The following is a 22,662-nucleotide window of genomic DNA, read 5'->3' as shown; positions in this document are numbered from 1 at the left end:
TCAAATCAAGATCGGGCTGGCAATGGCTTTTTAGAATGGCCTGGCGGGACAGCAGGGCCAGTGGGAAACGATTGTTGCTTTTTATGGGATCAATAATCCTGGGAATCGCGGCTGTGGTTTCCATACAATCCTTCAGTGCCAACCTCAAGGAGAACATTACTTTGCAATCCAAGGCCTTAATGGGGGCGGACTTTCTGATTGACAGTAACCAACCGGCCAATGAAAGGGTCCTGGCCATTATGGATTCCCTGGGCGGGGCGCAGGCAAAATCCATTAATTTCCCCTCCATGGGACTTTTCCCAAAAACAGGGGATGCCCGATTAATTGGGGTCAAAAGTGTGCAAGGAGCCTATCCTTTTTATGGGGAATTGGAGACACAGCCCCTTTCGGCGGCTACATCCTATCAAGAAAAAGAAGGGGCCCTAGTGGATGCCACCTTAATGTTACAGTTTGATGCAAAGCTTGGGGATAGTATCAAGATTGGGAATGTTCTGTTCCCCATAGTGGGGAAACTGATCTCTGCGCCGGGGACGGGGGGTGTAGGTGCCTCCATAGCCCCACCCGTATGGATACCAGAGCACATGGTAGACGAAACGGGTCTTATTCAGACCGGGAGTAGGGTGGGCTATGATTATTATTTTGTGGCCAAAGAGGATCAGGACCTTAGGGAATTGGATAAGCTAGTCGATCCCTTGTTGGATGCCGAGAATGCAGATTTGGATACCCATGTTTCAACTGGACAGCGACTGGGTAGGAGTTATGATAACTTTGGTAAATTCCTGAATCTGGTCGCTTTTATTGCGTTATTATTGGGCTGTGTGGGTATTGCTAGTTCCGTTCATATCCATATCAAGGAAAAATTACGCTCCGTAGCGGTGTTGAAATGTATTGGGGCCACCAGAAAGCAAACCTTTCTCATCTTTTTGATACAAATAGCCGGAATGGGATTCTTGGGTGGGTTAATGGGGGTATTGGCAGGACTGGCACTACAGCAGACCTTTCCACTCCTTTTAAGGGATTTCCTTCCGTTCGATGTGGAGATCAGCCTTGCTTTGGGTGCTATTTTGATCGGTCTGGTTTTAGGGGTCCTGATGTCCGTTTTGTTTGCCCTGACCCCTCTTTTGGGAACATGGTACGTTTCTCCCTTGCAGGTATTGCGAGTTGAGGAAGACTTACCCAAAAAGTCCCGAGGTCCTATGATCTTGGTTTTTACGGCAATCCTAATCTTTGTATTTGCCTTTGCCTTCTGGCTATTGGGCGACGCGATATATGCTTTTTTCTTTGTATTGGCAATTTTGGTCGTTTTTGCCGTACTGGGTGGTTTGGCAACATTTTTTATGCGGCTCATCAAGCGGTTTTTCCCAGCTTCCTGGGGTTTTACGGCAAGACAAAGCTTATTGAACCTATATCGCCCCAACAATCAAACCACGGTATTGATTTTGGCCATTGGGGTGGGCACGTTCCTGATCAGTACATTGTACTTCACCAAGGATATCCTCTTGGCACGAACGTCATTGGAGACGTCCTCCCAAACACCCAATCTTATTCTAATGGATGTGCAGACGGAGCAGCGCGAGGCTGCAGTGGCCAGTATTTCCGACTCTGGCAGGGAGGTGTTGAACAACATTCCCATCATTACGATGCGAATGCAACAGATAAAGGAAAAGGCCGTTCGCGAGATTATTTTGGATACCACTTCGACCATGAATTCATGGGTATTGCACCACGAATTTCGGGTTACCTATCGGGATTCATTAATAGCTTCGGAAACCACAAAGGGTGGGGATTGGCCTGCCAAAATTCAAAAAGAGGGATACATACCCATTTCTTTGGCGCAAAATGTGGCCGATGATGCCGAAGTGGCCTTGGGGGATATTATTGTATTCAATGTCCAGGGGGTACTCATGAAAACAATTGTGGCCCACTTGCGGGAGGTGGACTGGGCCAGGATGCAAATTAATTTTTCGATTTTGTTCCCCTCTGGCGTTCTGGAAAACGCCCCCCAATTTCATGTTTTGACCACCTATACCCCGGATGCCATCAGTTCGGCCAAATTGCAGCGTCAATTGGTGCGGCTTTTCCCAACGGTATCCATCATTGATTTGCGGCAGGTAATTTCGGTGATTGAGGATATTTTGAATAAAATTTCATGGGTCATCAACTTCATGGCGTTTTTCAGCATCCTTACGGGAATCATTGTACTCATTGGATCGGTAAGGACCAGTAAGTACCAACGTATGAAGGAGAGCGTGCTGCTACGTACCCTGGGGGCCAAGGACCGGCAAATCCTGAAAATTACAGCCCTGGAATATCTGTATTTGGGCTTTTTGGGCAGTGCCATGGGAATTGTGCTGGCACTTTTGGGCAGCTTTTTATTGGCCCAATTTGTTTTTGAAACCCCTTTTGTACCCTCATTGGCGCCCTTTGTTTTGGTTTTGCCCGGTATTACTGCTCTGGTACTTCTTATTGGATTGTTGAACAGCCGTACCGTGGTACAAAGCTCACCATTGGTGGTGCTTCGTAAGGAATTGAGCTAAAAAAAAGCTGCAATAAGCAGCTTTTAAAGATTAAATTACTCGAAATGAGTTTGTTGGAATTAAGAAATCCTTGATTCGACCTTATCCCAGTTAATGATTTTGATGATATTCTTTAAGTAGTCACCACGCTTGTTCTGATATTTTAGGTAGTACGCATGCTCCCAAACATCAATTCCTAAAATCGGCTTCCCCATTCTTTCGGCAACTGCCATTAATGGATTATCCTGATTTGGAGTTGAGCAAATATGAAGTTTTTTGTCATTGTCCTGGCATACCCAGGCCCATCCCGATCCAAATCTCTTGGCTCCGGCATCCGCTAATTCATTTTTAAAGGATTCCTCGGAGCCAAAGTCCTTCACGATTTGCGCCTTTAAATCATCACTCATGCCTGAATTTCCAGGGGTCAAAATATCCCAATAAAGGGTATGGTTATAATAGCCGCCACCATTGTTCCGAATACCAGTCGGTAAATTATCCATGGAAAGGATTTCTTCTATCGTCTTTCCTGAAATGTTTGCTTCTTCCAATGCGGCATTCAATTTATTGGTATAGCCCTGGTGGTGTTTGGAATGGTGGATCTCCATGGTCATCGCATCAATGGTGTCCGGAAAGGCGTTATAGCCATAGGGAATCTCCGGTAAGGCGAATGTTGTAACCGCAGTTGCAGGGGTAGCTTCCATTTTTTCTTCTTTTTTGGGATCGGTTTTACAAGAGGATAATAAAATAGTAGGGGCCACCGTCAATCCCGTGGTTGCTACTACCGTATTTTTTAAAAACTTGCGCTTATTCATAGTATCATTTTTAGGTTTTGGTCTAAGTTACTGATTAATCAAGGCCATGTCAACTTAAAAAGGTTTTAGCAATTCACGGTTATCCTGAATTCCACGTTTTAAGTTCTCGCAAAGAATCAATGTTTTATCAATCTTTTTTTGGGAATCCTTGAATCTGGTGATCATATAAATAATTCCACGTTGTTTCCCCTTGGTAAAGGATTCAAAGATTTGATGGGCATCGTGATCACTGAACATTACTGCTTCAAATTCCTCTGGAACTTCAACGCCGTATTTGGAGGTATCCTCAAACAGCTGTAAGGTAAAGTGATCATTTGGCAGCAGTCCTAATTCCTTTTGTTTGTTTTTACTGAACATCATGGTGTATTGACCATGATATTTTCGCAAAGCAGCGTGAAATTCAATGGATTTATCTTGAAAAGTAGCTTTGACCTTTACCCTGGAATGCCCTTTTTCAATAAAAGGTAGGGCCATTGGATTGGGAACAACAATACTGTGCATTCCCATAACAGCAATTTCAAATGGTGGACTTTCCATAGGGAGACTTCGTCAAGTGCTACAAGATACTCGGAATTTGGAAGAATGCAATACACCCCAAGATAGATTTAAATCATCGACAAGAGGTAAAAAAATATCGATGAAATACTATTTTTTCTTCTTTACCGTTTATTTTAAAAATTATGGCATTTGCTCAAATGCATAGTATAAAGTAATTGTTGATGCCCATTTACCGACCAACCAAGTATATCAATTTTATTGCCTATTGCAATAAACGAAAAGTATGTTGCAAGGATTACCGCAATGCAAAAACCAAACTCTTCAATGGGGATTTAAGCCAGCACGAATATTTAAAAAAACTGTGGAGCATTCGAAAATCGGCAATTGAGCTGGAAATCAAGTATTTTGATGTTTTGCATATGCGGCTTTAGTCTAATCCACAACTGAGGTAATCACTTGCGTTTCACTATGTAAGGTTTTGTGGACGGGACATTTATCCGCAATCTGGACCAATCTTTCCCGTTGTTTGTCATCCAGGGCCCCGGTAAGTTTTAACGCTCTGTGGAACGTATCAATTTTAGCGGAACTGTTCTCACAATCCTCACAGTCCTGGGCATGCGTCTTGCTGTAGGAAGTATGCACTTCCACATTTTCAAGGGGCCATCCTTTTCGTTTGGCATACATATGAAGTGTCATGACCGTGCAAGCGGCTAACCCGGCCGAAACAAGTTCGTAAGGGGAAGGTCCAAAATCATTGCCACCAAAGCTTTCGGGCTCATCCGCCAACATATGATGGTTTCCCACTTTCATCTGGGTGGTAAAACCATCTTCCGCATCCAGACTGGCCACCACCTGGTGGGTGGTTTTTAAATCGGAAGTAACCTTATCCGTAACGTCCAAATACCGTTTTGCCCAGCCGGTAATGACCTCACCAACATAGAGTGAGTCCTTTTTGTTGGACAATAAATGGTCTGCACCGTCCAATGAAACAAAGCTTTTGGGGTGATGTGCCGCTTTGTATATTTCCTCGGCATTTTGTATCCCCACGGTATCATCCTGGGGGGAGTGCATGATCAATAGTGGTTTTCGCAGGGATTTTGCGGTTTCCGGAAGTGATTTATTATCCAGATCATCAACAAATTGTTTTTTTATCTTGAAATCCCTTCCGCTGAGATTTACCACGGCTTCGCCAGTTGCGTTTATTTCGTCCAGACCACTTTTAAAAAGATGCTTTACATGTTTTGGATTGGAGGGTGCCCCAATGGTGGCAATTGCCTTTATCGATTCAATTTCGGTGGCAGCGAAAATAACGGCCGCCCCACCCAAGGAATGGCCAATGAGCAAACTTGGTGAGTCGTAGTTTTTGGATAGAAAATCGGCGGCGGCAACCAAATCTGTCACATTTCCCGAAAAGTTGGTATCGGCAAAGTCCCCTTCACTTTCCCCAAGACCGGTAAAATCGAAACGTAGTACGGCAAACCCTTTTGCCGTAAGGGATTTACTGATGTTCCGTACCGCGGATAAATTTTTGGTACAGGTAAAACAATGGGCGAACAATGCAAAATTATGTGGATGACGATCTACAGGGAACTCCAGACGCCCCATAAGCTTTTGCCCTTCCGCATTCTCAAATTCAACTTTTATGGTATTCATAGTGGAAAGCGTAACATAGTATTAAGTTATGTATTGATCGGGGTTACCACCCTGGCAACCAAAAATCAACTTTTCTTGTTCTTAAAGACACCCCTTAGGTCGGGGTTAAAGAAGAAACCTATCTGCAAACGGTCAAACACGGCATTGGTAAATTGATTACGCAGGTAACCCAATTGCAAATTGCTATTTTCAGTAATATGTATCCCAATTGCGCCATAAAGACGATTTTGATCAAATAGATTATCCTGTAGATTGATAAAAAGTTCATCGTAGAAATTCAGGAAAAAAGTGTTGGTCAAGGGCAACATCACTTGTAGTCGATACCGGGCGCGGTGTTCCGTTCGTGATAAATCCTGCTCTGGGTCGCTGGTAATCAGCGTTTGCGAAATAAAACGCTGTTCCAGGCGATAGCGATGTTCAAAAAGAAATTCCCCAAGGGTATTGGTAAGGATGAACTGTTGGAAAATCCTATGTTCGTCAAGGTTTGCCCTACTAGGGCTTTCCAAAAATGTCCCATCGGTCTCAATAAAGGCATAACCCAAAGTGGCAATGGCTTTTTGGTTGATATGATAGTTGAGCCCCGTACGCAACAACAGTTGATTGAAATTGCCGGAAGTCTCGTAATACCGAAACTGCGCTTCTGAATGGATACTGAGCTTCTCGGAAATCCGGTTCATCCCAAAGTACATATACCAAATACCGGTCTCTTCTTCCCCTGAAGCTTGGGCCAAACATTGCAGGTGAACTAACAATACGGCTATTGAAATGAGAAGTTTTTTCATGTGTTTAAAATTTTTAATCACTTATAAATAAGGTATTTAAAAATTTAAGAACTCATGCGACCACTCGTTGCACTCGTTCTCACATGAATTTGTTTTAATCATTATCACTGTGTGAATTTTTGATTAAAAAAATTCATGATCATTTCATTACTCCAAATTAAAAACTGCTGTTTTCTTAAAAGGGGATAAATCCAGGCCTTCAATGGATTGCCGATAGGGTTTCCATTTTTCGGTAAAGAAGGCATTAGTCTTGTCCAATGCCATTTTGAGCTCTTCTTTGGCATAGGAGATCAGCTCCCTTTCCGTTTTGGTGATACCCGTTTTTCGGGAGGCCACATAGCGTGTGGCTACCCCAATGCGCTGCATGACCGTGATTTCGGGATTGCGTGTAATACCTTGACGCTTGTCTTCTTTACCAATATAAAGGGCCACAACTGAGTCGATTTGCTTTACGATGTCCTTGGAGGCTTTGATTTGGTCTTTGTACGCATCCTTATCCAAATCCTTCATTTCTTTTTGGAACTTATTGGCCAAATCCTTGCTTTCCACCAATTGTTTTACGGCATCCGCAGCTGTTTGGGTAAAGTGTTCCAACTGCTTTCTTGTAGCATGGATTGCATTGATATTGTCCGTGGTCATGTCCAAACGTGGGTCGGTTTTAACGGTTACCATAGTGGAATCCATAGCTTCCCCAAAAGTGACCGTAACCTTGTAAGTTCCTGGTTTTACCGTGGCTCCACTGGGTTCCTTCTTTTGCTTGCTGACTTTTCGGGCAGGTCGATCGGGACCTTTTTCATCGAGCCCCCAGTAGATTCTATGAAACCCCTTCTTTTCAGGCGTTTTGTATTTCAATGTCCGGATCAATCGGTCACCATCGTAAAAATTAAACTGGATGGAGTCTTTTTTCCGTACTCCCGTTAGCTCTTTTTTGTCCTCCTTTTCCGGAGTACCTGTTTTTTCCTTATCCTTCTTTTCCTCCTCTTTATTTAGGTCTTTTTTCCCCTCTTTTATAAAATAGGTGATCATGGCACCACGCTTTCTGTTTTCCGCATTGTAGAGGGCATCCCCACCAAAACGGCTACCTGTACCTTGCTGGTAGGCGGCCAAATAGGCGTCCGGACTCTTAAATAAGGCCACCTCTTGTCGTAGGGCAGATTTATCCTTGGCCAATTCCCTTAGTGGTCGAATATCATCCAAGACCCATGCGGCACGACCAAATGTGCCTATAACCAAATCCTGTTCCCGCGGGTGAATGGCCAAATCCTTGGTGGAGACCGTTGGAAAACCTTCCGTCCATTTTTTCCAGGTATTCCCTGCATTTAAGGAGACGTAAAGCCCATCATCGGTTCCCAGGAACACCAAGTTTGGATTTTCCGGATCTTCAATAATGGACAGCGTATAACTCTGTACATCGTTTTCATCTACAATTCGGGTCCAGGTTTTGCCGTAATCCTGGGTGCGATAGGCGTAGGGAGTATAGTTGAATCTGCGGTAATCATTGGCAATGAGCAGGGCCTCACCTTTGTGGTTTTGGGAAGCTTTGATTTGTGGAATCCAACTCCCTTTTGGCAAGCCCTTGATATTTGAGGTTACTTCGGTCCAGGTGCTGCCCCCATTTTGGGTGTAATGTACACGACCGTCATCAGTACCCACCCAAAGCATATCCTTTTCCACTGGTGAAGGTTCAATGACCAGAATGGAACAATGGTTTTCCGCTCCCGTGGCGTCCATGGTCAATCCACCACTTTCACTTTGTTTTTGCTTTTCTGGGTCATTAGTGGTGAGGTCGGGCGAAATCACCTTCCAGGTCAACCCCTTATCCGTGGATTTATGAACGAATTGACTGCCAAAATACACCGTCGAATTGTCAAAAGGGTCCTGACCGATACCCGCATTCCAGTTGAATCGGAGCTTGGTTTTGGCATCGGGCGGGGTAGGTCGCACAGTATAGTTATTGCCCGTTTTCCAATCGTACCTCCTAACGGAACCCTGTTGGCTCATAGCATAACCGAACTGACTGTCATCCTTATCGGGAACCACATCAAAACCATCACCGAAGGCAATCTCCTGCCAATAGCTATTTCGGATTCCCTGGGCCCGCCACACATAGGCCGGCCCCCTCCAAGAACCGTTGTCCTGCATTCCTCCGTAGACATTGTAGGGAAACTCATTGTCCGTGCTAATGTGGTAAAACTGTGCCACGGGCAGGTTGCCAATAAAGCGCCAAGTTTTGCCACCGTCCTTGGTAATATTTACCCCTCCATCATTCCCATCGATCATAAACTGACCGTTTTCCGGATGGATCCACCAGGCATGGTGGTCCGGATGGACCCCATTGCTTACCCCATAGGCGGGCATCAATTCCTTAAAATTCTTGCCGCCATCCTCCGAAACATTGACATAGGTAAAAATGGAATACACACGATTCTCATTTTCCGGGTCCACATAAATTTCAGAATAATAGAAAGGTCGGTTTCCAATATCATTTTTATCGTTGATTTTCTTCCAGGTAAAACCGCCATCAACGGATTTGTAAAGTGCATTTTTTTTGGCTTCGACCAAAGCATAAACTACATTGGGTTTATTGCTTGCGATGGCTATTCCAATACGCCCCAGATCTCCTTCGGGAAAACCATCTTCCTCTGTGATTTCCTTCCAGTTGTTACCCCCGTCATGTGTCATGTACAGTCCACTTCCTTCCCCACCGGACTTAAAAAACCATGGGTCCCGTTTATGCTCCCACATGGCTACCATGAGTTTATTGGGATTGGTGGGGTCCATTACCATGTCCGCAACCCCGGTCTTATTGTTTACAAAAAGGATTTTTTCCCATGTTTTTCCCCCATCCGTAGTTTTAAATACGCCACGTTCCGGATGTATTCCCCAAGGGGAACCAATTGCTCCTATATATACCGTATTGGGGTCTGTAGGGTCTATAATGATTCTATGGACATGTCGGGTTTTTTCCAAGCCCATATTTTTCCAGGATTTTCCCCCATCCAAGGATTTGTAAACGCCATAACCTCCATTTAGGCTATTTCTTGGATTGCCCTCACCGGTTCCCACCCAAATAACGGACGGGTTGGATTGCTGTATGGCCACGGCACCTATGGAGCCCGTGGATTCCTTATCAAAAATGGGTTCCCATTTGATTCCCCCGGAAGTGGATTTCCAAAGTCCCCCAGAGGCCGTACCAACATACATGACATCGGGATTGGAAAGTTGCACATCAATGGCCGTAACGCGGCCGCTCATTCCGGCGGGACCAATGTTTCTTGGTTTCATATCCTGAACCAAATCCATTGTGAAATCTTGCGCGCAAAGCAAAGTGGTTGCCAAAAGGATGGCTACGGAGAGTAATCTTTTCATTGTGGGAGTTAATTAGTCGGCTAAAGATAAAGAAATGGGAATGTGGATTTCTTAAAAGGGTGTTAATGGGCCTTATCGGCAGTGACCAAATAAATCCCTTTTTTGGTAACAAATTCCAATTCACCGCGTCCAACTGTCGTAACCGTAAAACCTAACCAATTATGACCCAGAAGTTTTCCAAAAAACAACGAACACTCCTTACATTCTTAGTTGCCCTATTGGTATGGGGGCACGTGACCTGGGATTATTTCCATGGTGGGATTCCTACCCATTATCTGTTTCACAACAAGGATATGCCAGGAATTCCCAATTGGGTAGGTGCTTTGATATTACCATTTTTTACCTGGTTTTTGCTGTATCGAATACATAAACGATTGAATCGGTACCATACCAAAGAGACCCTAACAAAAATCGGATGGCGGTTTCTGGCCGGTTTGCTCTTTGCTGTAACGATTTCCATTTGTTTTGTGAATGGAATTCAAATTGTGGATTATATCATGGGTATCATTCTCCTATTGGCCTTTGTTTTCCCGTTGTATAAATCAGAGTATGTATTGGGTTGGGTGCTAGGGTCGTCCTACACTTTTGGGGCCGTTTTACCTATGGGTTTTGGAAGTATTTTGTGTTTGTTGTTCTTCCTGGTGTACGCTTTGGTGCAATGGATCAAAAAGAAGGTAAGACCTGGAACCAATTAGGGCCCCCTTTTTTTGAATATGCCAAAAAGCTCGTTTCCCTGCCTTGGGGGTATGGAATTATAGCAAGGCTCAAAGACCACGGGGTCCAAATAGTTGGTCAAATAGGTAAGATACAAATCCTTATCCCCACCAAAAGGTCGCTTTTCCATGGAATAGGTCAATGGAATATCAAACCAAACCCCAACCAGTTTCCCATTGGTCTTGAGCAACATTTGTATTCGTTCAGCATAGGCAAAACGGTTTTTATCGGTAGGGACAAAGGAACAGAAAAAGGTTTGTTCCAAAATCAAATCATATTGACCCTGATGATCAAAAAAGTTTTCCAATAACAATTGCGTTTGGGGAAAATCCGGATTACGCTTTTGGAACATCCCTAAAGGCGCTGGCGAAATGTCCAAAACGTAGACATTGGTAAAACCTTGCTGCCAAAGGTATTCCGCTTCATATGCATTCCCTGCGCCGGGAATTATAATTTTTATGGTTTTATCCGTTAGTTGGTCTATGTAGGTTTTAAGTGGTGTTGATGGATAGCCAATGTCCCAGCCGGTTTCTTTTCCATCATAGCGTTGTGTCCAGTAATCCTCCTCTTTATCCGTATGCATTTGGCGGTATTGATTGAAACAAGTCCGGCGCTAAAGATACAGGGTATTCCATGGATTTTGGCATTGTTATTCCCTTAGGAGTGCCAATTCGCCGGCGTTTTCAGAAAAATTTGATACTTTGGTACAAAACTGATTTCGACAAACGAGTCGTTATCCTACCATAAACCAAACTATGCCACTTCTCATTGTAGCTCTGGGAATATTGATATTGTTTATTCTCATTGCTAAGGTCAAACTCAATGCTTTTTTATGCTTTATTCTCGTATCCCTTTTTGTAGGCATTTTTCAAGGGATGGAACTTGAAATCCTGGTTAAATCCATACAGGCCGGTATTGGCAATACGCTTGGCTTTTTGGTGTTGATCTTGGGACTTGGGGCCATGTTGGGAAAATTGGTGGCCGATAGTGGTGCCGCCCAACAGATTACGACGAAACTGGTTTCCGCCTTTGGTATTAAATACGTACAATGGGCAGTAGTATTGACCGGTTTTATTGTTGGAGTACCCATGTTTTACTCCGTGGGTTTTGTCATACTCATTCCGCTGGTGTTTACCATTGCCATTTCCACAAAATTGCCCTTGTTGTATGTGGGTTTGCCCATGTTGACCTCGTTGTCGGTAACACATGGGTATTTACCTCCGCATCCTGCCCCCACGGCCATTGCCACCATGTTCAATGCCGATATTGGAAAAACCCTACTCTATGGAATTATAATTGCCATTCCCGCCATTATTGTAGCAGGTCCCCTGTTTGCACGGACCATAAAGAAAGTTAAGGCCAAGCCATTAAAGGAGTTTTATAGTACTGTGGAATTTAAGGAAGAAGAGCTACCCGGTATTTCTAAAAGTGTATTCACGGCCCTTTTGCCCATAATCCTGATTATTCTGGCCATTATAGCAGAGCAATTGTTGCCTGATAATCAATTGAAATTTATACTGAAATTCATTGGTAACCCGGTTATTGCCATGCTGATTGCCGTTTTGGTTGCGATTTATACCTTGGGATTGTCCCAAGGCAAAAAGATGAAGGACGTTATGGATTCCCTTTCCACCTCCGTGACCAGTATAACCATGATCTTATTGATTATAGCTGGTGCGGGGGCATTAAAAGAAGTCCTGGTGGATAGTGGCGTAAGTGGTTACATTGCGGAATTACTTAAGGACTCCAGTTTTTCCCCTTTGGTTTTGGCCTGGTTGATTGCCACGGTCATCCGCGTATGCGTGGGTTCTGCAACTGTGGCGGGCCTAACGGCTGCAGGGATTGCCCTGCCATTGGCCTCCACGACCGGGGTAAATACGGAACTTATGGTATTGGCAATCGGTTCGGGCAGCTTAATGCTTTCGCATGTCAATGATTCCGGTTTCTGGTTGTTTAAGGAATACTTCAACCTTTCCATAAAAGATACCCTATCCACATGGACCGTAATGGAAACTTTGGTGGGTATTATGGGGTTATTGGGTACCTTAGTGTTAAGTACAATTTTATAACTTCAAAGGCATGCATACAACACCTACGAGCAAAGTAGCTGAATTGAATTTAGAATTTCCACCGGCACCAAAACCGGCAGGGGTATATCGCCCGATCTTGGTAGTGGACAACTTCCTTTATGTCTCAGGGCAAGGCCCCGTACAATTGGATGGTTCCTTGATGATTGGAAGGGTAGGGGATGATTTGGATTTAGATCAAGGCAAATTGGCGGCCCGCCAGGTAGGATTGACCATGCTCTCTACCATTCAAACGCATTTTGGTAGTTTGGATAAAATTAAACGGGTAATCAAAGTATTGGGTATGGTGAATTCCACTCCTGATTTTGGACAACATCCCCTGGTCATCAATGGATTTAGTGAGTTAATGGCGGACGTCTTTGGTAAAGAGAATGGTATCGGGGTGCGCAGCGCTGTCGGTATGATGCTGCCGGGCAACATTCCCGTGGAAATTGAAGCAATGTTTGAACTATATTGAAATGGAAAAAGAAAACTGGTACCGCATAAAGGATACGGAACAACTTATTTCACCTTCGCTGTTGGTGTTTCCTGACAGGATTGAAAAGAACATTGGGACCATGCTTAAAATTGCGGGCGGTCCCCAGCCTCTACGGCCCCATATCAAGACCCATAAAATTGCCGAAATTATTGAAATGCAATTGAGGCACGGTATCCATAAGTTCAAATGTGCAACGATTGCGGAAGCCGAACTTCTGGCAACAACAGGGGCAAAGGACGTTTTGTTGGCCATGCAACCTTCTGGACCAAACATCACCCGTTTTTTTGATTTAATGGACACCTATCCGGAGACACATTTTTCCACAATCGTGGATAATGCCAAAACCATGGATGAAGTCGCTAAGATCGCTGCTGCGAAACATAGGGTGGTTTCGCTGTTCTTGGATATCAATAGTGGTATGAATCGTACTGGTATTGCGCCGGGACCGGAAGCTGTTGCACTGTATAAGCGAATTGCCGATGATCCAAATTTGGAGGTGAAGGGGATACATGTGTACGATGGTCATATCCGGAATCCCGATATCGCTGTTAGAACTAAAGTGTGTGATGCCGCCTTCGAATTGGTGACCCAATTGAAGCGGGATATTGAAGATTTGGGAATGTCGGTCAACACCATTGTTGCAGGAGGGACGCCTTCTTTTCCCATCCATTCCAGAAGGGGGACCGTTGAGGTATCACCGGGCACTTCATTGCTATGGGACCATCGGTATGGAACACTTTTTCCAGAGATGGAATTTGTGCCTGCCGCGGTACTGCTGAGCCGTATCATTAGTAAGCCCAAAGAAGGATATCTGTGTTTGGACCTCGGGCATAAATCGGTCGCCCCGGAAATGCCTTTACCACGAGTAAGGTTTTTGGGTGATGTTGATTTTGAACAAATCGGTCAAAGTGAGGAACATCTGGTGGTGACCACCCAAAAAAGCAGTGCTTATGAGGTGGGGGACATTTTGTATGCCGTACCTTTTCATATCTGTCCCACCGTGGCCAAATACCATGAGGTAATTTCAATCGCCACCAATGGTGAAAAGGAGATTTGGAGTGTTGCCGCACGTAACAATAAAATAACCATTTAGTTTTTGTAATGTTCCTATTCGATGCACATTTGGATTTGGCGATGAACGCTTTGGAGTGGAATCGCGATTTACGATGGTCGGTGGAGGAGATTCGAAAAAGTGAGTTTGGAATGGTCGATAAACCCGATAGGGGCTTGAATACCGTTTCCTTACCAGAGATGCGTAAAGGGAACATCGGACTTTGTGTGGCTACCCAAATAGCACGCTACGTGAAAAAAGGCAGTCATTTGCCAGGTTGGAACTCCCCACATCAAGCATGGGCACAGACCCAGGGCCAACTGGCCTGGTACCAAAGTATGGAAGCTATTGGTGAAATGGTACAGATCAACGATTTGGACACCCTAGACACCCATTTGAAACTGTGGCAGGACAATGTTCCCGAAAAACCAATAGGCTATATCCTAAGCCTTGAAGGTGCCGATTCCATAGTGACCTTGGATTATTTGGAAAAGTCATATGAAATGGGACTTCGTGCCATAGGTCCGGCACATTACGGTCCTGGCACCTATGCCTATGGAACCGATTCGGATGGCAGTATCGGTGCTAAAGGCAAGGCGCTATTAAAAAAAATTGAAGAACTCGACCTCATACTGGATGTGACCCATCTTTGTGATACCAGTTTTTGGGAAACTATGGACGTATACCATGGTCCTATTTGGGCGAGCCATAACAATTGTAGGGAATTGGTGGACCATAACCGACAGTTTTCCGATGAACAGATCAAAGAATTACTCGAAAGAAAAGCGGTTATAGGTGTGGCTCTGGATGCCTGGATGTTGGTTCCACATTGGGTGCGTGGAAAGTCAACACCCCAGGGCATGGGTGTTACCTTGGAGCGAATGGTGCATCATATTGACCATATCTGTCAATTGGCGGGCAACGCCTTGCATGTTGGAATTGGTACGGATTTGGACGGCGCCTTTGGGAAGGAACAATGTCCAACGGACCTCGATACCATTGCGGATTTGCAAAAGGTGCCGCAATTACTGAAAAACAGGGGATACACCCAAGAAGATATCGAGAATATCATGTATCAAAACTTTATCAATTTTCTTAGGCGGACCTGGGCCTAGGGGAGGAGGGGTTAAAGGTTGAAGGTTGAAGGTTGAAGGTTGAAGGTTAAGGGTTGAAGGTTAAAGGTTAAAGGTTGAAGGTTGAAGGTTGAAGGTTGAAGGTTGAAGGTTGAAGGTTGAAGGTTGAAGGTTGAAGGTTGAAGGTTAAAGGTTGAAGGTTGAAGGTTAAAGGTTAAAGGTTAAAGGTTAAAGGTTGAAGGTTAAAGGTTAGAAGTTGGGGGTTAAAAGTTAGTAGTTAGGAGTTAAGAGCTAAGAGTTGGGATGCAGCAGGTGTTGTTCCTTTCTTTTTGAAATATAACGGTGTTGATTCCGATGCCCCATTTTCCAGTGATATGGCCAGATTATTGGTTGTTGTCAAATTATATGGATGAATGACTTCCTTTTTAAAGTACATCGTTATGAAAATCAAAATAATACAACTGCGTATTTTCGTTTCTACCATCCCTCGGTATTTTAAAGACAACCAAATACCCAAGGAGGTTTTGGACGTTTTTCCCAAATCGAATTGGGAATCGTTACCTTTAGCGAAATCGATTTTGAAATGCTTGAACTAAGACCCAGTTGTGAACATTGTCATACATCCCTTCCACCGGATAGTGAAGAGGCCATGATCTGCACCTATGAATGTACCTTTTGCATAACATGCGTGGAACACCTATTGGAAAATGTATGTCCCAACTGCGGCGGTGGTTTTGAAAAAAGGCCAGTGCGTCCCAAAGCACAGTTGAGCAACTACCCTGCTTCTTCCACTCATGTTCATAAGCCCATTGATTTTAAGGCTTTTCAAATACTGAAGGATAAAAATTCATCGATACCTCCCAATAAGAGATAAATGAACAAACCCGCCTGGTATTATCTTGTACTTCTAATTTTGGCCGGAGAGGCAGTTTTTATCCTCCCTTTTGTATTGCCCCGCATTTTTAGGCCTACCGTACTGGACGTTTTTGAAATGACCAATTTGAACTATAACCTCGGTGTGGCCATTTACGGTATCATTGCTATGGTCTCATACCCTTTTGGTGGACCCCTGGCCGATAGGTTTCCGCCAAGAAAACTAATAGCGGTAGCCCTATGGCTTACGGCCCTGGGAGGCATTCTGTATGCCCGTTATCCTGATTTGGATACCTTAAAAATCCTATATGGATATTGGGGTTTTACCACTATATTTTTGTTTTGGGCACCCATGATAAAAGCCACTCGCGTTTGGGGCGGTGATACCTCACAGGGAAAGGCATTTGGCCTGTTGGATGGGGGGCGTGGACTTACAGGGGCTTTATTTGGGGTATTGGGTGTCTTTGTGTTTGCTGCTTTTTTGTCCTCCGATGTTCAGGAAGTTACACTCGCAGAGCGGCAAAATGCTTTTGCTTATGTAATTTATGTTGCCTCCGCTATTATTGTTTTCATTGGAATATTGGTTTGGCTGTTTATGAAATCCAACGTTGATGAAACGAAAATTTTAGTCGACCGAATAACCGCTAAAGAGCTAAAACAAGTGCTGAAATTGCCCTCTGTGTGGCTTTTAATGGTCATCATTCTATGCTCCTATGTAGGGTATAAAATAACGGATGTGATCTCCCAATATGCCAATGAGGTAATGTTGTATGACCAGGTGAAATCGGCCCAGGTGGGTACTTTCCTCCAATTTTTAAGACCAACAACTGGAATTGTGGTCGGTTTACTGGTGGATAGGTTTCGTATCACTTTTTGGCTTTTATCGAGCTTGGTATTTTGCGTAGTTGGCGGTATCTTTTTTGCTACCGGCGTCATAGGGCCATCTACCACGGTACTGTTTTTTATATCGGTGGTTATCATAGGTGTTGGGGTTTATGCCGCCCGGGCATTATATTTTGGGGTAATGCGTGAAGGGAGGATTCCATTGGTTTTAACGGGAACTGCGGTTGGTCTGATCTCTTTGGTGGGGTATACCCCGGATATTTTTGCTGGTCCGGCTTACGGCTATTTTTTGGATGCCTATCCAGGGGAACGGGGACATCAATATGTTTTTTGGATGCTGACCGGTTTTTCAGCAATGGGAGCCATCGCGGCTTTTATCTATTTCAAATTATATAACAAAAACTAAGAAATGTCATTTTCCCGAACTTTTTTAATCCGGGGACGTCAAAACCGGTCCTTATTGAAAGGGATAGCACCAATCTGGATTTTGCGGGAGACCTATTCACCTTAAAAAAGGTTGTTGGCATAGCATAAATAACGTGAGTTTTGACGTAAGAAACTTGATTTTGGGTAGGTTTTTACATTCGTTGGGAGTTAAGTTCTGTAAAAAGTCCAGTATTCAGTCCTAACTCCTCATACCCCAATCCTGCCAAATGGTATATACCCCCCACTTATATAAGTACCCCCTCCCACTTACATAAGTACCCGGGGGTACTTCAATTGTTAAAGGTTCCTGTAAGTTTGTCAGGTAAGGTACTTCCCTAAGTGGGGGAGGGGTACTTCAATTGTTAAAGATCCCTGTAAGTTTGTCAGGTGGGGTACTTGCCTAAGCGAGGAGGGGTACTTCAATTGTTAAAGGTCCCTGTAGATTTGTCAGTTCACCCACAATAATGGTAGGTAAGCCGGGTAGATTGGTACCCCATCCCACCTTTTTGGTACCCTACCGGGGTATTTTTGTACCTTGGCCATCTTTTTTGACAGTGCGCCCACCTTTTTTGCCAGTTTGTTGCTATCCGACCGTATCTTCCGGGGTATCGGCCCTGGTGTTCATACTTTGGGAAAACCTGGCCTTTAAGAGTTCATGGGCACTTTGGGCGCCTTCCATCGGCATTTTTCGGGCGGCATCGGCAAGGCTATAGACCGACAGTGCCACCCGGTACACCTCGCTGCCCACAATGGTCTGGGTGTCCTTTAACTGGCGCAACAAACCTTCCAGCTCCAGGATGATGGGATCCAATTGCTCGAACAGGGTAAGGTCTTTGCGGGCCTCTTCCGCTGTTAGGGCACCCGGTATCCATTGGGGCTTGCCCTCAAGGATATGGATGCTGTCCTCTGCAAAGATTTTGTTGGCGCTGTTGATCTTGGGCAGGTTTTTACGTTCGTTGGGGGTTAAGTTCTGTAAAAAGCTTAATTCACGTTTTAAGGTGGCAAGACATTGTTGTACACTGGTAATCTCTTTACCGGTAAGTACTTTACTGATTCTGTTGTTCTCGTTCATTTTAATTCCTGTTGTTTATAATTATGTATTTAGTTCATTTATAATTTGGGAATAAGTCCCCCACCACTGAAACAAGTTCAGCACAGGCTCCACCCTTTCCCAGAGGAAGCGAGATTTCTCACATACGTTCGAAATGACCTTTACTTTGAAAGCATAATTTCGAAAGGGCAAAGCGAGTCCGCATTCCACATTCTTCATTCTTCATTCCCCATTCTTCATTCCCCATTCCTCATTCCCCATTCCACATTCCCCATTCCCCATTCTTCATTCCTCACTAACTGCCCACTAAAAACTGCCAACTCAAAAACTAACTCATAACTCATAACTTCTAACTCATAACTCCTAAGTATTCAGTCCCCAGTCTTCAGCCATCACCCATCACCCACCAACCATCAACCATCAACGATAAACATCAATAATTCACATAGATCATTTTTGCCTCATGGCCCAGCTCCGGTTCGTTGTAGTCGATGACACATACATAGGAGCCCACGGGCACCAGCCCGCGTTCATCGGTGCCGTCCCAGGCATCGCCGGGCCCGCCATAATGGGCGCTGAACAGCAGGCGTTGGCCCAGGTCGTATATCCTCACCACGTTGTTCCTATAGTGTTCAAGGCCCTCGATCACCAGGGTATCGCCAATGCCATCGCCGTTTGGGGAAAACCCCCTGTTGAAATCCGTAAGGGGCCCAAGTTCACAGTTCCCGTTCGCCTCCACGGTCACTTTGGCGGTCGCCGTTGCCGTTTCACTGCCCTGTGCGGCGGTGAGGACCACCGTTACCGGGGTGCCCACATCATCACAATCAAAGGTGGTTATATCCAAGCTCAGTTCCGGGGTGTTGTTACAGCCATAATTGGAACCATTGTCCACCATATCGGGCGAGATGGAGGCTGTTCCATCGGCATCCAATTGTACGGTGATGTCCTTTGCACTGGCCACCAGGTTGTCCAAATTTTCCACAACGGTCACCAAAGCGGTCGCCGTGGCTGTGTTGGTACTATGGGCAGCGGTAAGGACCACCGTTATGGGGACTCCCACATCACCACAGGTAAAGGTATCCCTGTCAAGGCTCAGTTCCGGGATGCTGCCACAGCCATAATTGGAACCATTGTCCACCATATCGGGCGAGATGGAGGCTGTTCCATCGGCATCCAATTGTACGGTGATGTCCTTTGCCATGGCCACCAGGTTGTCCAAATCCTCTCCCACGGTCACGGTCTGCTGACAGGAAGCGGTGTTCCCGCTACCATCGCTCACCATCCAGGTCACGGTCGTTGTCCCGATGCCGAACGCATAGGTATCCGGGTCCACCTCCGTACCATTTACCTGGGCAACGACAGAAGCTACGGAACAGTTGTCCTCGGCAACGGGACTGCCAAGGGCGACGGTGGCGGTACAGTCACCGGTACCATTGTCAGCGGCATCGGCCACCACATCGGCGGGACAGGCGATGGTCGGGGCAATGGCATCCACAACAGCTACAATGACCTGCGCGGCCGCCTGGTTGGGGAAGCCCGTAGCGGTGCTTTCCGCGACATTGACCGGTACATCGACGGTGATGGGGACACCATCACAGAGCGATGTGGGTTCAAGGGTAGCGGTATAGGTCGATCCGCTCCCCGAAAGGGAGCTTACCGTGGCATGGGCCACTTCAATATCGTCCAACCCAAGACCCGTGACCTCGCCATCGAACGAAATGTCGACCGTAAAGGGCCCAAGACCACCTACACTCTGTGGGGCACCAATGGTCGGCAGGGGAAGGTCACTGCCATCCGATATGGATTTGAAGCCCCTCCACCCATTGTCCAAATAGGCCTGTACCCTTCCCGGGGGCACTATAAGGTGTATTTGGCCACGAAGATTGGTATCGTTATCGTAAAGACCTCCAAAGGCATCCGCATCGAGCGCAGGTGGGTCGTCGGCCTCCACCGTCATCATGCCAAGGTACGGATTGTCTCCAAAGGCCGATCGGCCAATATTGCCAACGCTGTTGGGAATGACCACACTGGACAGATCGTTGTTCTGAAAAGTATTGTCCCCGATTTCGGTGACACCATCGGGTATGGCCACATGGGTCAACCGGTTGTTATGAAAAGTACTGTGCCCAATACGGGTCACACCGTCCGGTACTGCCACACTGGTCAACCGGTTATTTTGAAAAGCACTGTGCCCAATATCGGTGACACCATCGGGTATGGCCACCTCGGTCAATTGGTTGTTTTGAAAAGCATTATCCCCAATATCGGTGACACCATCGGGTATGGCCACCTCGGTCAATTGGTTATCCTGAAAAGCACTGTGTCCAATACTGATAGCACCATCGGGTATGGTCATACTGGTCAATTGGTTATCCCGAAAAGCACTGTGCCCAATACTGGTCACACCGTCGGGCATGGTCACACTGGTCAATTGGTTGTCCTGAAAAGCATTGTCCCCGATACGGGTCAAACCGTCGGGCATGGTCACACTCGTCAATCCCTTCCCCAGGAAAGCCCTGTTTCCAATAGCGGTAACGTCAAAGGTCCTAATGTCATCATTCGCCGTTGGGGGGATGGCCACCTCTGTTGCCGTACCGGTATAGCCTGTGACCTCCACTTCGGTCGGAGAAATGATTCCGTATCTGATGCCACCATCGGCAAAGGTCTTGATGGTGATGGATTTGAACCCCGTCCACCGCCCGTCGTCCAAATAGGCCTGTCTCCTCCCTGCGGGCACTATCAGATCTATTTGATCACGGCCCGGATTTTGAAAGGCATCCGTATGGAGCGCAGGTGGGTCGTCGGCCTCCATCGTCACCTCGGTCAAATGGTTGTGCAAAAAAGCCCCATTCCCAATACTGGTCACACTGCCCGGTATGGCCACCTCGGTCAATTGGTTGTCCAAAAAAGCCCCATCCCCAATACGGGTCACACTGCCCGGTATGGCCACCTCGGTCAATTGGTTGTTCCAAAAAGCAAAATTCCCAATACTGGTCACACTGTTGGGTATGACAACCTTGGTCAATTGGTTATCCTGAAAAGCACCGAACCTGATACTGGTGACCTTGCTCGGCGTGACCGGGGTGTCGGTGAAAGTGACACTGTCCAATTTGTTGTTTTTAAAGGCAAAATACCCAATACTGGTGACACTGTTGGGTATGACAACCTTGGTCAATTGGTTTCCTGCAAAAGCCTGAGCCCCAATACTGGTGACACTGCCCAACGTCGTGCCCGGGAAGTTGATGAAAGTGACACTGTCCAATTGGTTGTTTTCAAAAGCAATGTCCCCGATATCGGTGACACCATAGGGTATGGCCACCTCGGTCAATTGGTTGCCCCAAAAAGCACCTTCCCCAATACTGGTGACCTTGTTCGGCGTGACCGGGGTGTTGGTGAAAGTGACCCTGTCCAATTTGTTATGGATAAAGGCCCATTCCCCAATACTGGTGACACTGTTAGGTATGGCAACCTCGGTCAATTGGTTTCTGGAAAAAGCACCCTCCCCAATACTGGTGAGCTTGCTCGGCGTGCCCGGGGTGTCGGTGAAAGTGACCCTCTCCAATTGCTTATTATCAAAAGCATGCTTGCGAATGGCGGTCACATCGTGATCGGTGCCGTTGTGGTTGACCGTTACGGGTATGGTCACCTCTGTTCCGAAATTGACTTCATCATAGCCTGTGATCTCAACTTGAGGGGGAGTTGAAGTTGAAGATGTGATTTCATACCAGTAGCCCTCAACATCAAAAATATTTTGGCCATACCCGTTAAGGCCCGCCAACGCCATAAGAATGGCGGATAGGATACATCGTAGTCGTCTTTCCATAATGTCTTTTTTTAACTTTTGAATATTAATAATAGAAATGAAAGAACGACATACACGCGAAATGTCCAATAATCAGTGGCAAAACCCCTTAAATGTGGGATGTTATATGCCATTTTTGGGACAAGGGGAATCCAGCGATTCCCTTGGATCGGTCCTGGTCGATATGGGCACATTTAATGGTGCCGTCCTGTACTAAAGCCCCATCCTTATGGCCAAGGAAGGGTTGGAACCAACCAAAGGTATGCCCAGATGGCGTAATGTGTGGGGCCTTACCGACCATTGGTCCTATGAACAGTAAGGATTTGGTTTTGATTCACCCTGGTTTCCTGGAAAAGAGGGGCATTGTGCAGGTTAACCTAAGTTCGACATCAGGGTTATCATATTTCAATGGAATACGGCGATCTGTGTTTTCTATGTCCGCTCGTAGCATTCCGGTGGGCGTTCGTGGTGACGGTCATTGGTTGTATTCCCCTTGAGCATATTTTGGCCATATGTTACATCGAAACTCACATTAAATAGGATGTATTAAGGTTTTTTAAGGGGCTTTATCGTCACTTGCGTCTTGCAAACAGCTTGTTTTTTGGTATCTTCCTTGCCTTAATCAAACCCTGAT

The 22,662-nt window shown here is 45.7% G+C and carries 18 protein-coding genes; 10 read left to right on the top strand and 8 right to left on the bottom strand.

The annotated features are described in order from the left end of the window. Positions 1-35 precede the first annotated feature (35 nt). Positions 36-2,537: an ABC transporter permease gene (locus tag L0P88_RS00780; protein WP_247134823.1), complete on the top strand. Its 2,502-nt coding sequence runs from the start codon at positions 36-38 to the stop codon at positions 2,535-2,537. Positions 2,538-2,596: 59 nt separating this feature from the next. On the opposite strand, the gene L0P88_RS00775 is transcribed toward L0P88_RS00780, so the two are convergent. After that, positions 2,597-3,217 carry a superoxide dismutase gene (locus L0P88_RS00775; protein ID WP_247134822.1) on the bottom strand — a complete coding sequence of 207 codons (621 nt, stop codon included), beginning with the start codon at positions 3,215-3,217 and terminating at the stop codon, positions 2,597-2,599. A 165-nt stretch (positions 3,218-3,382) separates the two neighbouring features. Then, on the bottom strand, positions 3,383-3,865 hold the full coding sequence (locus L0P88_RS00770; RefSeq protein ID WP_247132742.1) for a YdeI/OmpD-associated family protein: 483 nt from the start codon (positions 3,863-3,865) through the stop codon (positions 3,383-3,385). Positions 3,866-4,047: 182 nt separating this feature from the next. On the opposite strand from L0P88_RS00770, the gene L0P88_RS00765 reads away from it, so the two are divergent. Then, positions 4,048-4,257: a hypothetical protein gene (locus tag L0P88_RS00765; protein WP_158779475.1), complete on the top strand. Its 210-nt coding sequence runs from the start codon at positions 4,048-4,050 to the stop codon at positions 4,255-4,257. A gap of 1 nt (position 4,258) precedes the next feature. Here L0P88_RS00765 and L0P88_RS00760 read toward each other — a convergent pair whose 3' ends face one another. From L0P88_RS00760 to L0P88_RS00750, 3 genes are all read right to left on the bottom strand, one after another. Then, entirely contained in the window at positions 4,259-5,479 is a 1,221-nt protein-coding gene (locus tag L0P88_RS00760; RefSeq protein ID WP_247132741.1) for a bifunctional alpha/beta hydrolase/OsmC family protein, read from the bottom strand. Between the two features lie 65 nt (positions 5,480-5,544). Then, complete coding sequence (locus L0P88_RS00755; protein WP_247132740.1) at positions 5,545-6,261, bottom strand: DUF2490 domain-containing protein; 717 nt, start codon at positions 6,259-6,261, stop codon at positions 5,545-5,547. A gap of 147 nt (positions 6,262-6,408) precedes the next feature. Next, positions 6,409-9,630, bottom strand: a complete 3,222-nt coding sequence (locus L0P88_RS00750) for a VPS10 domain-containing protein (protein ID WP_247132739.1) — start codon at positions 9,628-9,630, stop codon at positions 6,409-6,411. A gap of 161 nt (positions 9,631-9,791) precedes the next feature. Between L0P88_RS00750 and L0P88_RS00745 the strand changes: the two genes are divergently transcribed. After that, on the top strand, positions 9,792-10,325 hold the full coding sequence (locus L0P88_RS00745; protein ID WP_247132738.1) for a hypothetical protein: 534 nt from the start codon (positions 9,792-9,794) through the stop codon (positions 10,323-10,325). On the opposite strand, the gene L0P88_RS00740 is transcribed toward L0P88_RS00745, so the two are convergent. Further along, positions 10,322-10,927 (bottom strand): methyltransferase domain-containing protein, encoded by a 606-nt coding sequence (locus L0P88_RS00740; RefSeq protein WP_247132737.1) that lies wholly within the window; start codon positions 10,925-10,927, stop codon positions 10,322-10,324. The genes L0P88_RS00745 and L0P88_RS00740 overlap by 4 nt on opposite strands. A 172-nt stretch (positions 10,928-11,099) precedes the next feature. Between L0P88_RS00740 and L0P88_RS00735 the strand changes: the two genes are divergently transcribed. From L0P88_RS00735 to L0P88_RS00710, 6 genes are all read left to right on the top strand, one after another. Next, complete coding sequence (locus L0P88_RS00735) at positions 11,100-12,413, top strand: gluconate:H+ symporter (RefSeq protein WP_247132736.1); 1,314 nt, start codon at positions 11,100-11,102, stop codon at positions 12,411-12,413. A gap of 10 nt (positions 12,414-12,423) precedes the next feature. Next, on the top strand, positions 12,424-12,888 hold the full coding sequence (locus L0P88_RS00730; protein WP_247132735.1) for a RidA family protein: 465 nt from the start codon (positions 12,424-12,426) through the stop codon (positions 12,886-12,888). A 1-nt stretch (position 12,889) separates the two neighbouring features. Then, on the top strand, positions 12,890-14,002 hold the full coding sequence (locus tag L0P88_RS00725; RefSeq protein WP_247132734.1) for a D-TA family PLP-dependent enzyme: 1,113 nt from the start codon (positions 12,890-12,892) through the stop codon (positions 14,000-14,002). Between the two features lie 8 nt (positions 14,003-14,010). Then, positions 14,011-15,075, top strand: coding sequence for a dipeptidase (locus L0P88_RS00720; RefSeq protein ID WP_247132733.1), 1,065 nt, complete (start codon positions 14,011-14,013; stop codon positions 15,073-15,075). A 541-nt stretch (positions 15,076-15,616) separates the two neighbouring features. Beyond that, the gene (locus tag L0P88_RS00715; protein ID WP_247132732.1) at positions 15,617-15,907 is read left to right on the top strand and encodes a DUF1272 domain-containing protein; all 291 of its coding nucleotides are present in this window, start codon (positions 15,617-15,619) and stop codon (positions 15,905-15,907) included. After that, complete coding sequence (locus tag L0P88_RS00710; RefSeq protein WP_247132731.1) at positions 15,908-17,155, top strand: MFS transporter; 1,248 nt, start codon at positions 15,908-15,910, stop codon at positions 17,153-17,155. It begins immediately after the preceding gene. Between the two features lie 603 nt (positions 17,156-17,758). Here the strand turns inward: L0P88_RS00710 and L0P88_RS00705 are convergent. Together L0P88_RS00705 and L0P88_RS00700 are read right to left on the bottom strand one after the other, a co-directional pair. Then, the gene (locus L0P88_RS00705; protein WP_247132730.1) at positions 17,759-18,247 is read right to left on the bottom strand and encodes a hypothetical protein; all 489 of its coding nucleotides are present in this window, start codon (positions 18,245-18,247) and stop codon (positions 17,759-17,761) included. A 412-nt stretch (positions 18,248-18,659) separates the two neighbouring features. After that, positions 18,660-22,049, bottom strand: a complete 3,390-nt coding sequence (locus tag L0P88_RS00700) for a leucine-rich repeat protein (RefSeq protein WP_247132729.1) — start codon at positions 22,047-22,049, stop codon at positions 18,660-18,662. A gap of 37 nt (positions 22,050-22,086) precedes the next feature. On the opposite strand from L0P88_RS00700, the gene L0P88_RS00695 reads away from it, so the two are divergent. After that, positions 22,087-22,245 carry a hypothetical protein gene (locus L0P88_RS00695; RefSeq protein ID WP_247132728.1) on the top strand — a complete coding sequence of 53 codons (159 nt, stop codon included), beginning with the start codon at positions 22,087-22,089 and terminating at the stop codon, positions 22,243-22,245. Positions 22,246-22,662 lie beyond the last annotated feature (417 nt).

The sequence above is a fragment of the Muricauda sp. SCSIO 64092 genome (assembly GCF_023016285.1).
Taxonomy (GTDB): Bacteria; Bacteroidota; Bacteroidia; order Flavobacteriales; family Flavobacteriaceae; genus Croceivirga.
Note: the sequence above shows the minus strand (reverse complement) of the source record. Positions and strands in the feature narration are given on the sequence as shown.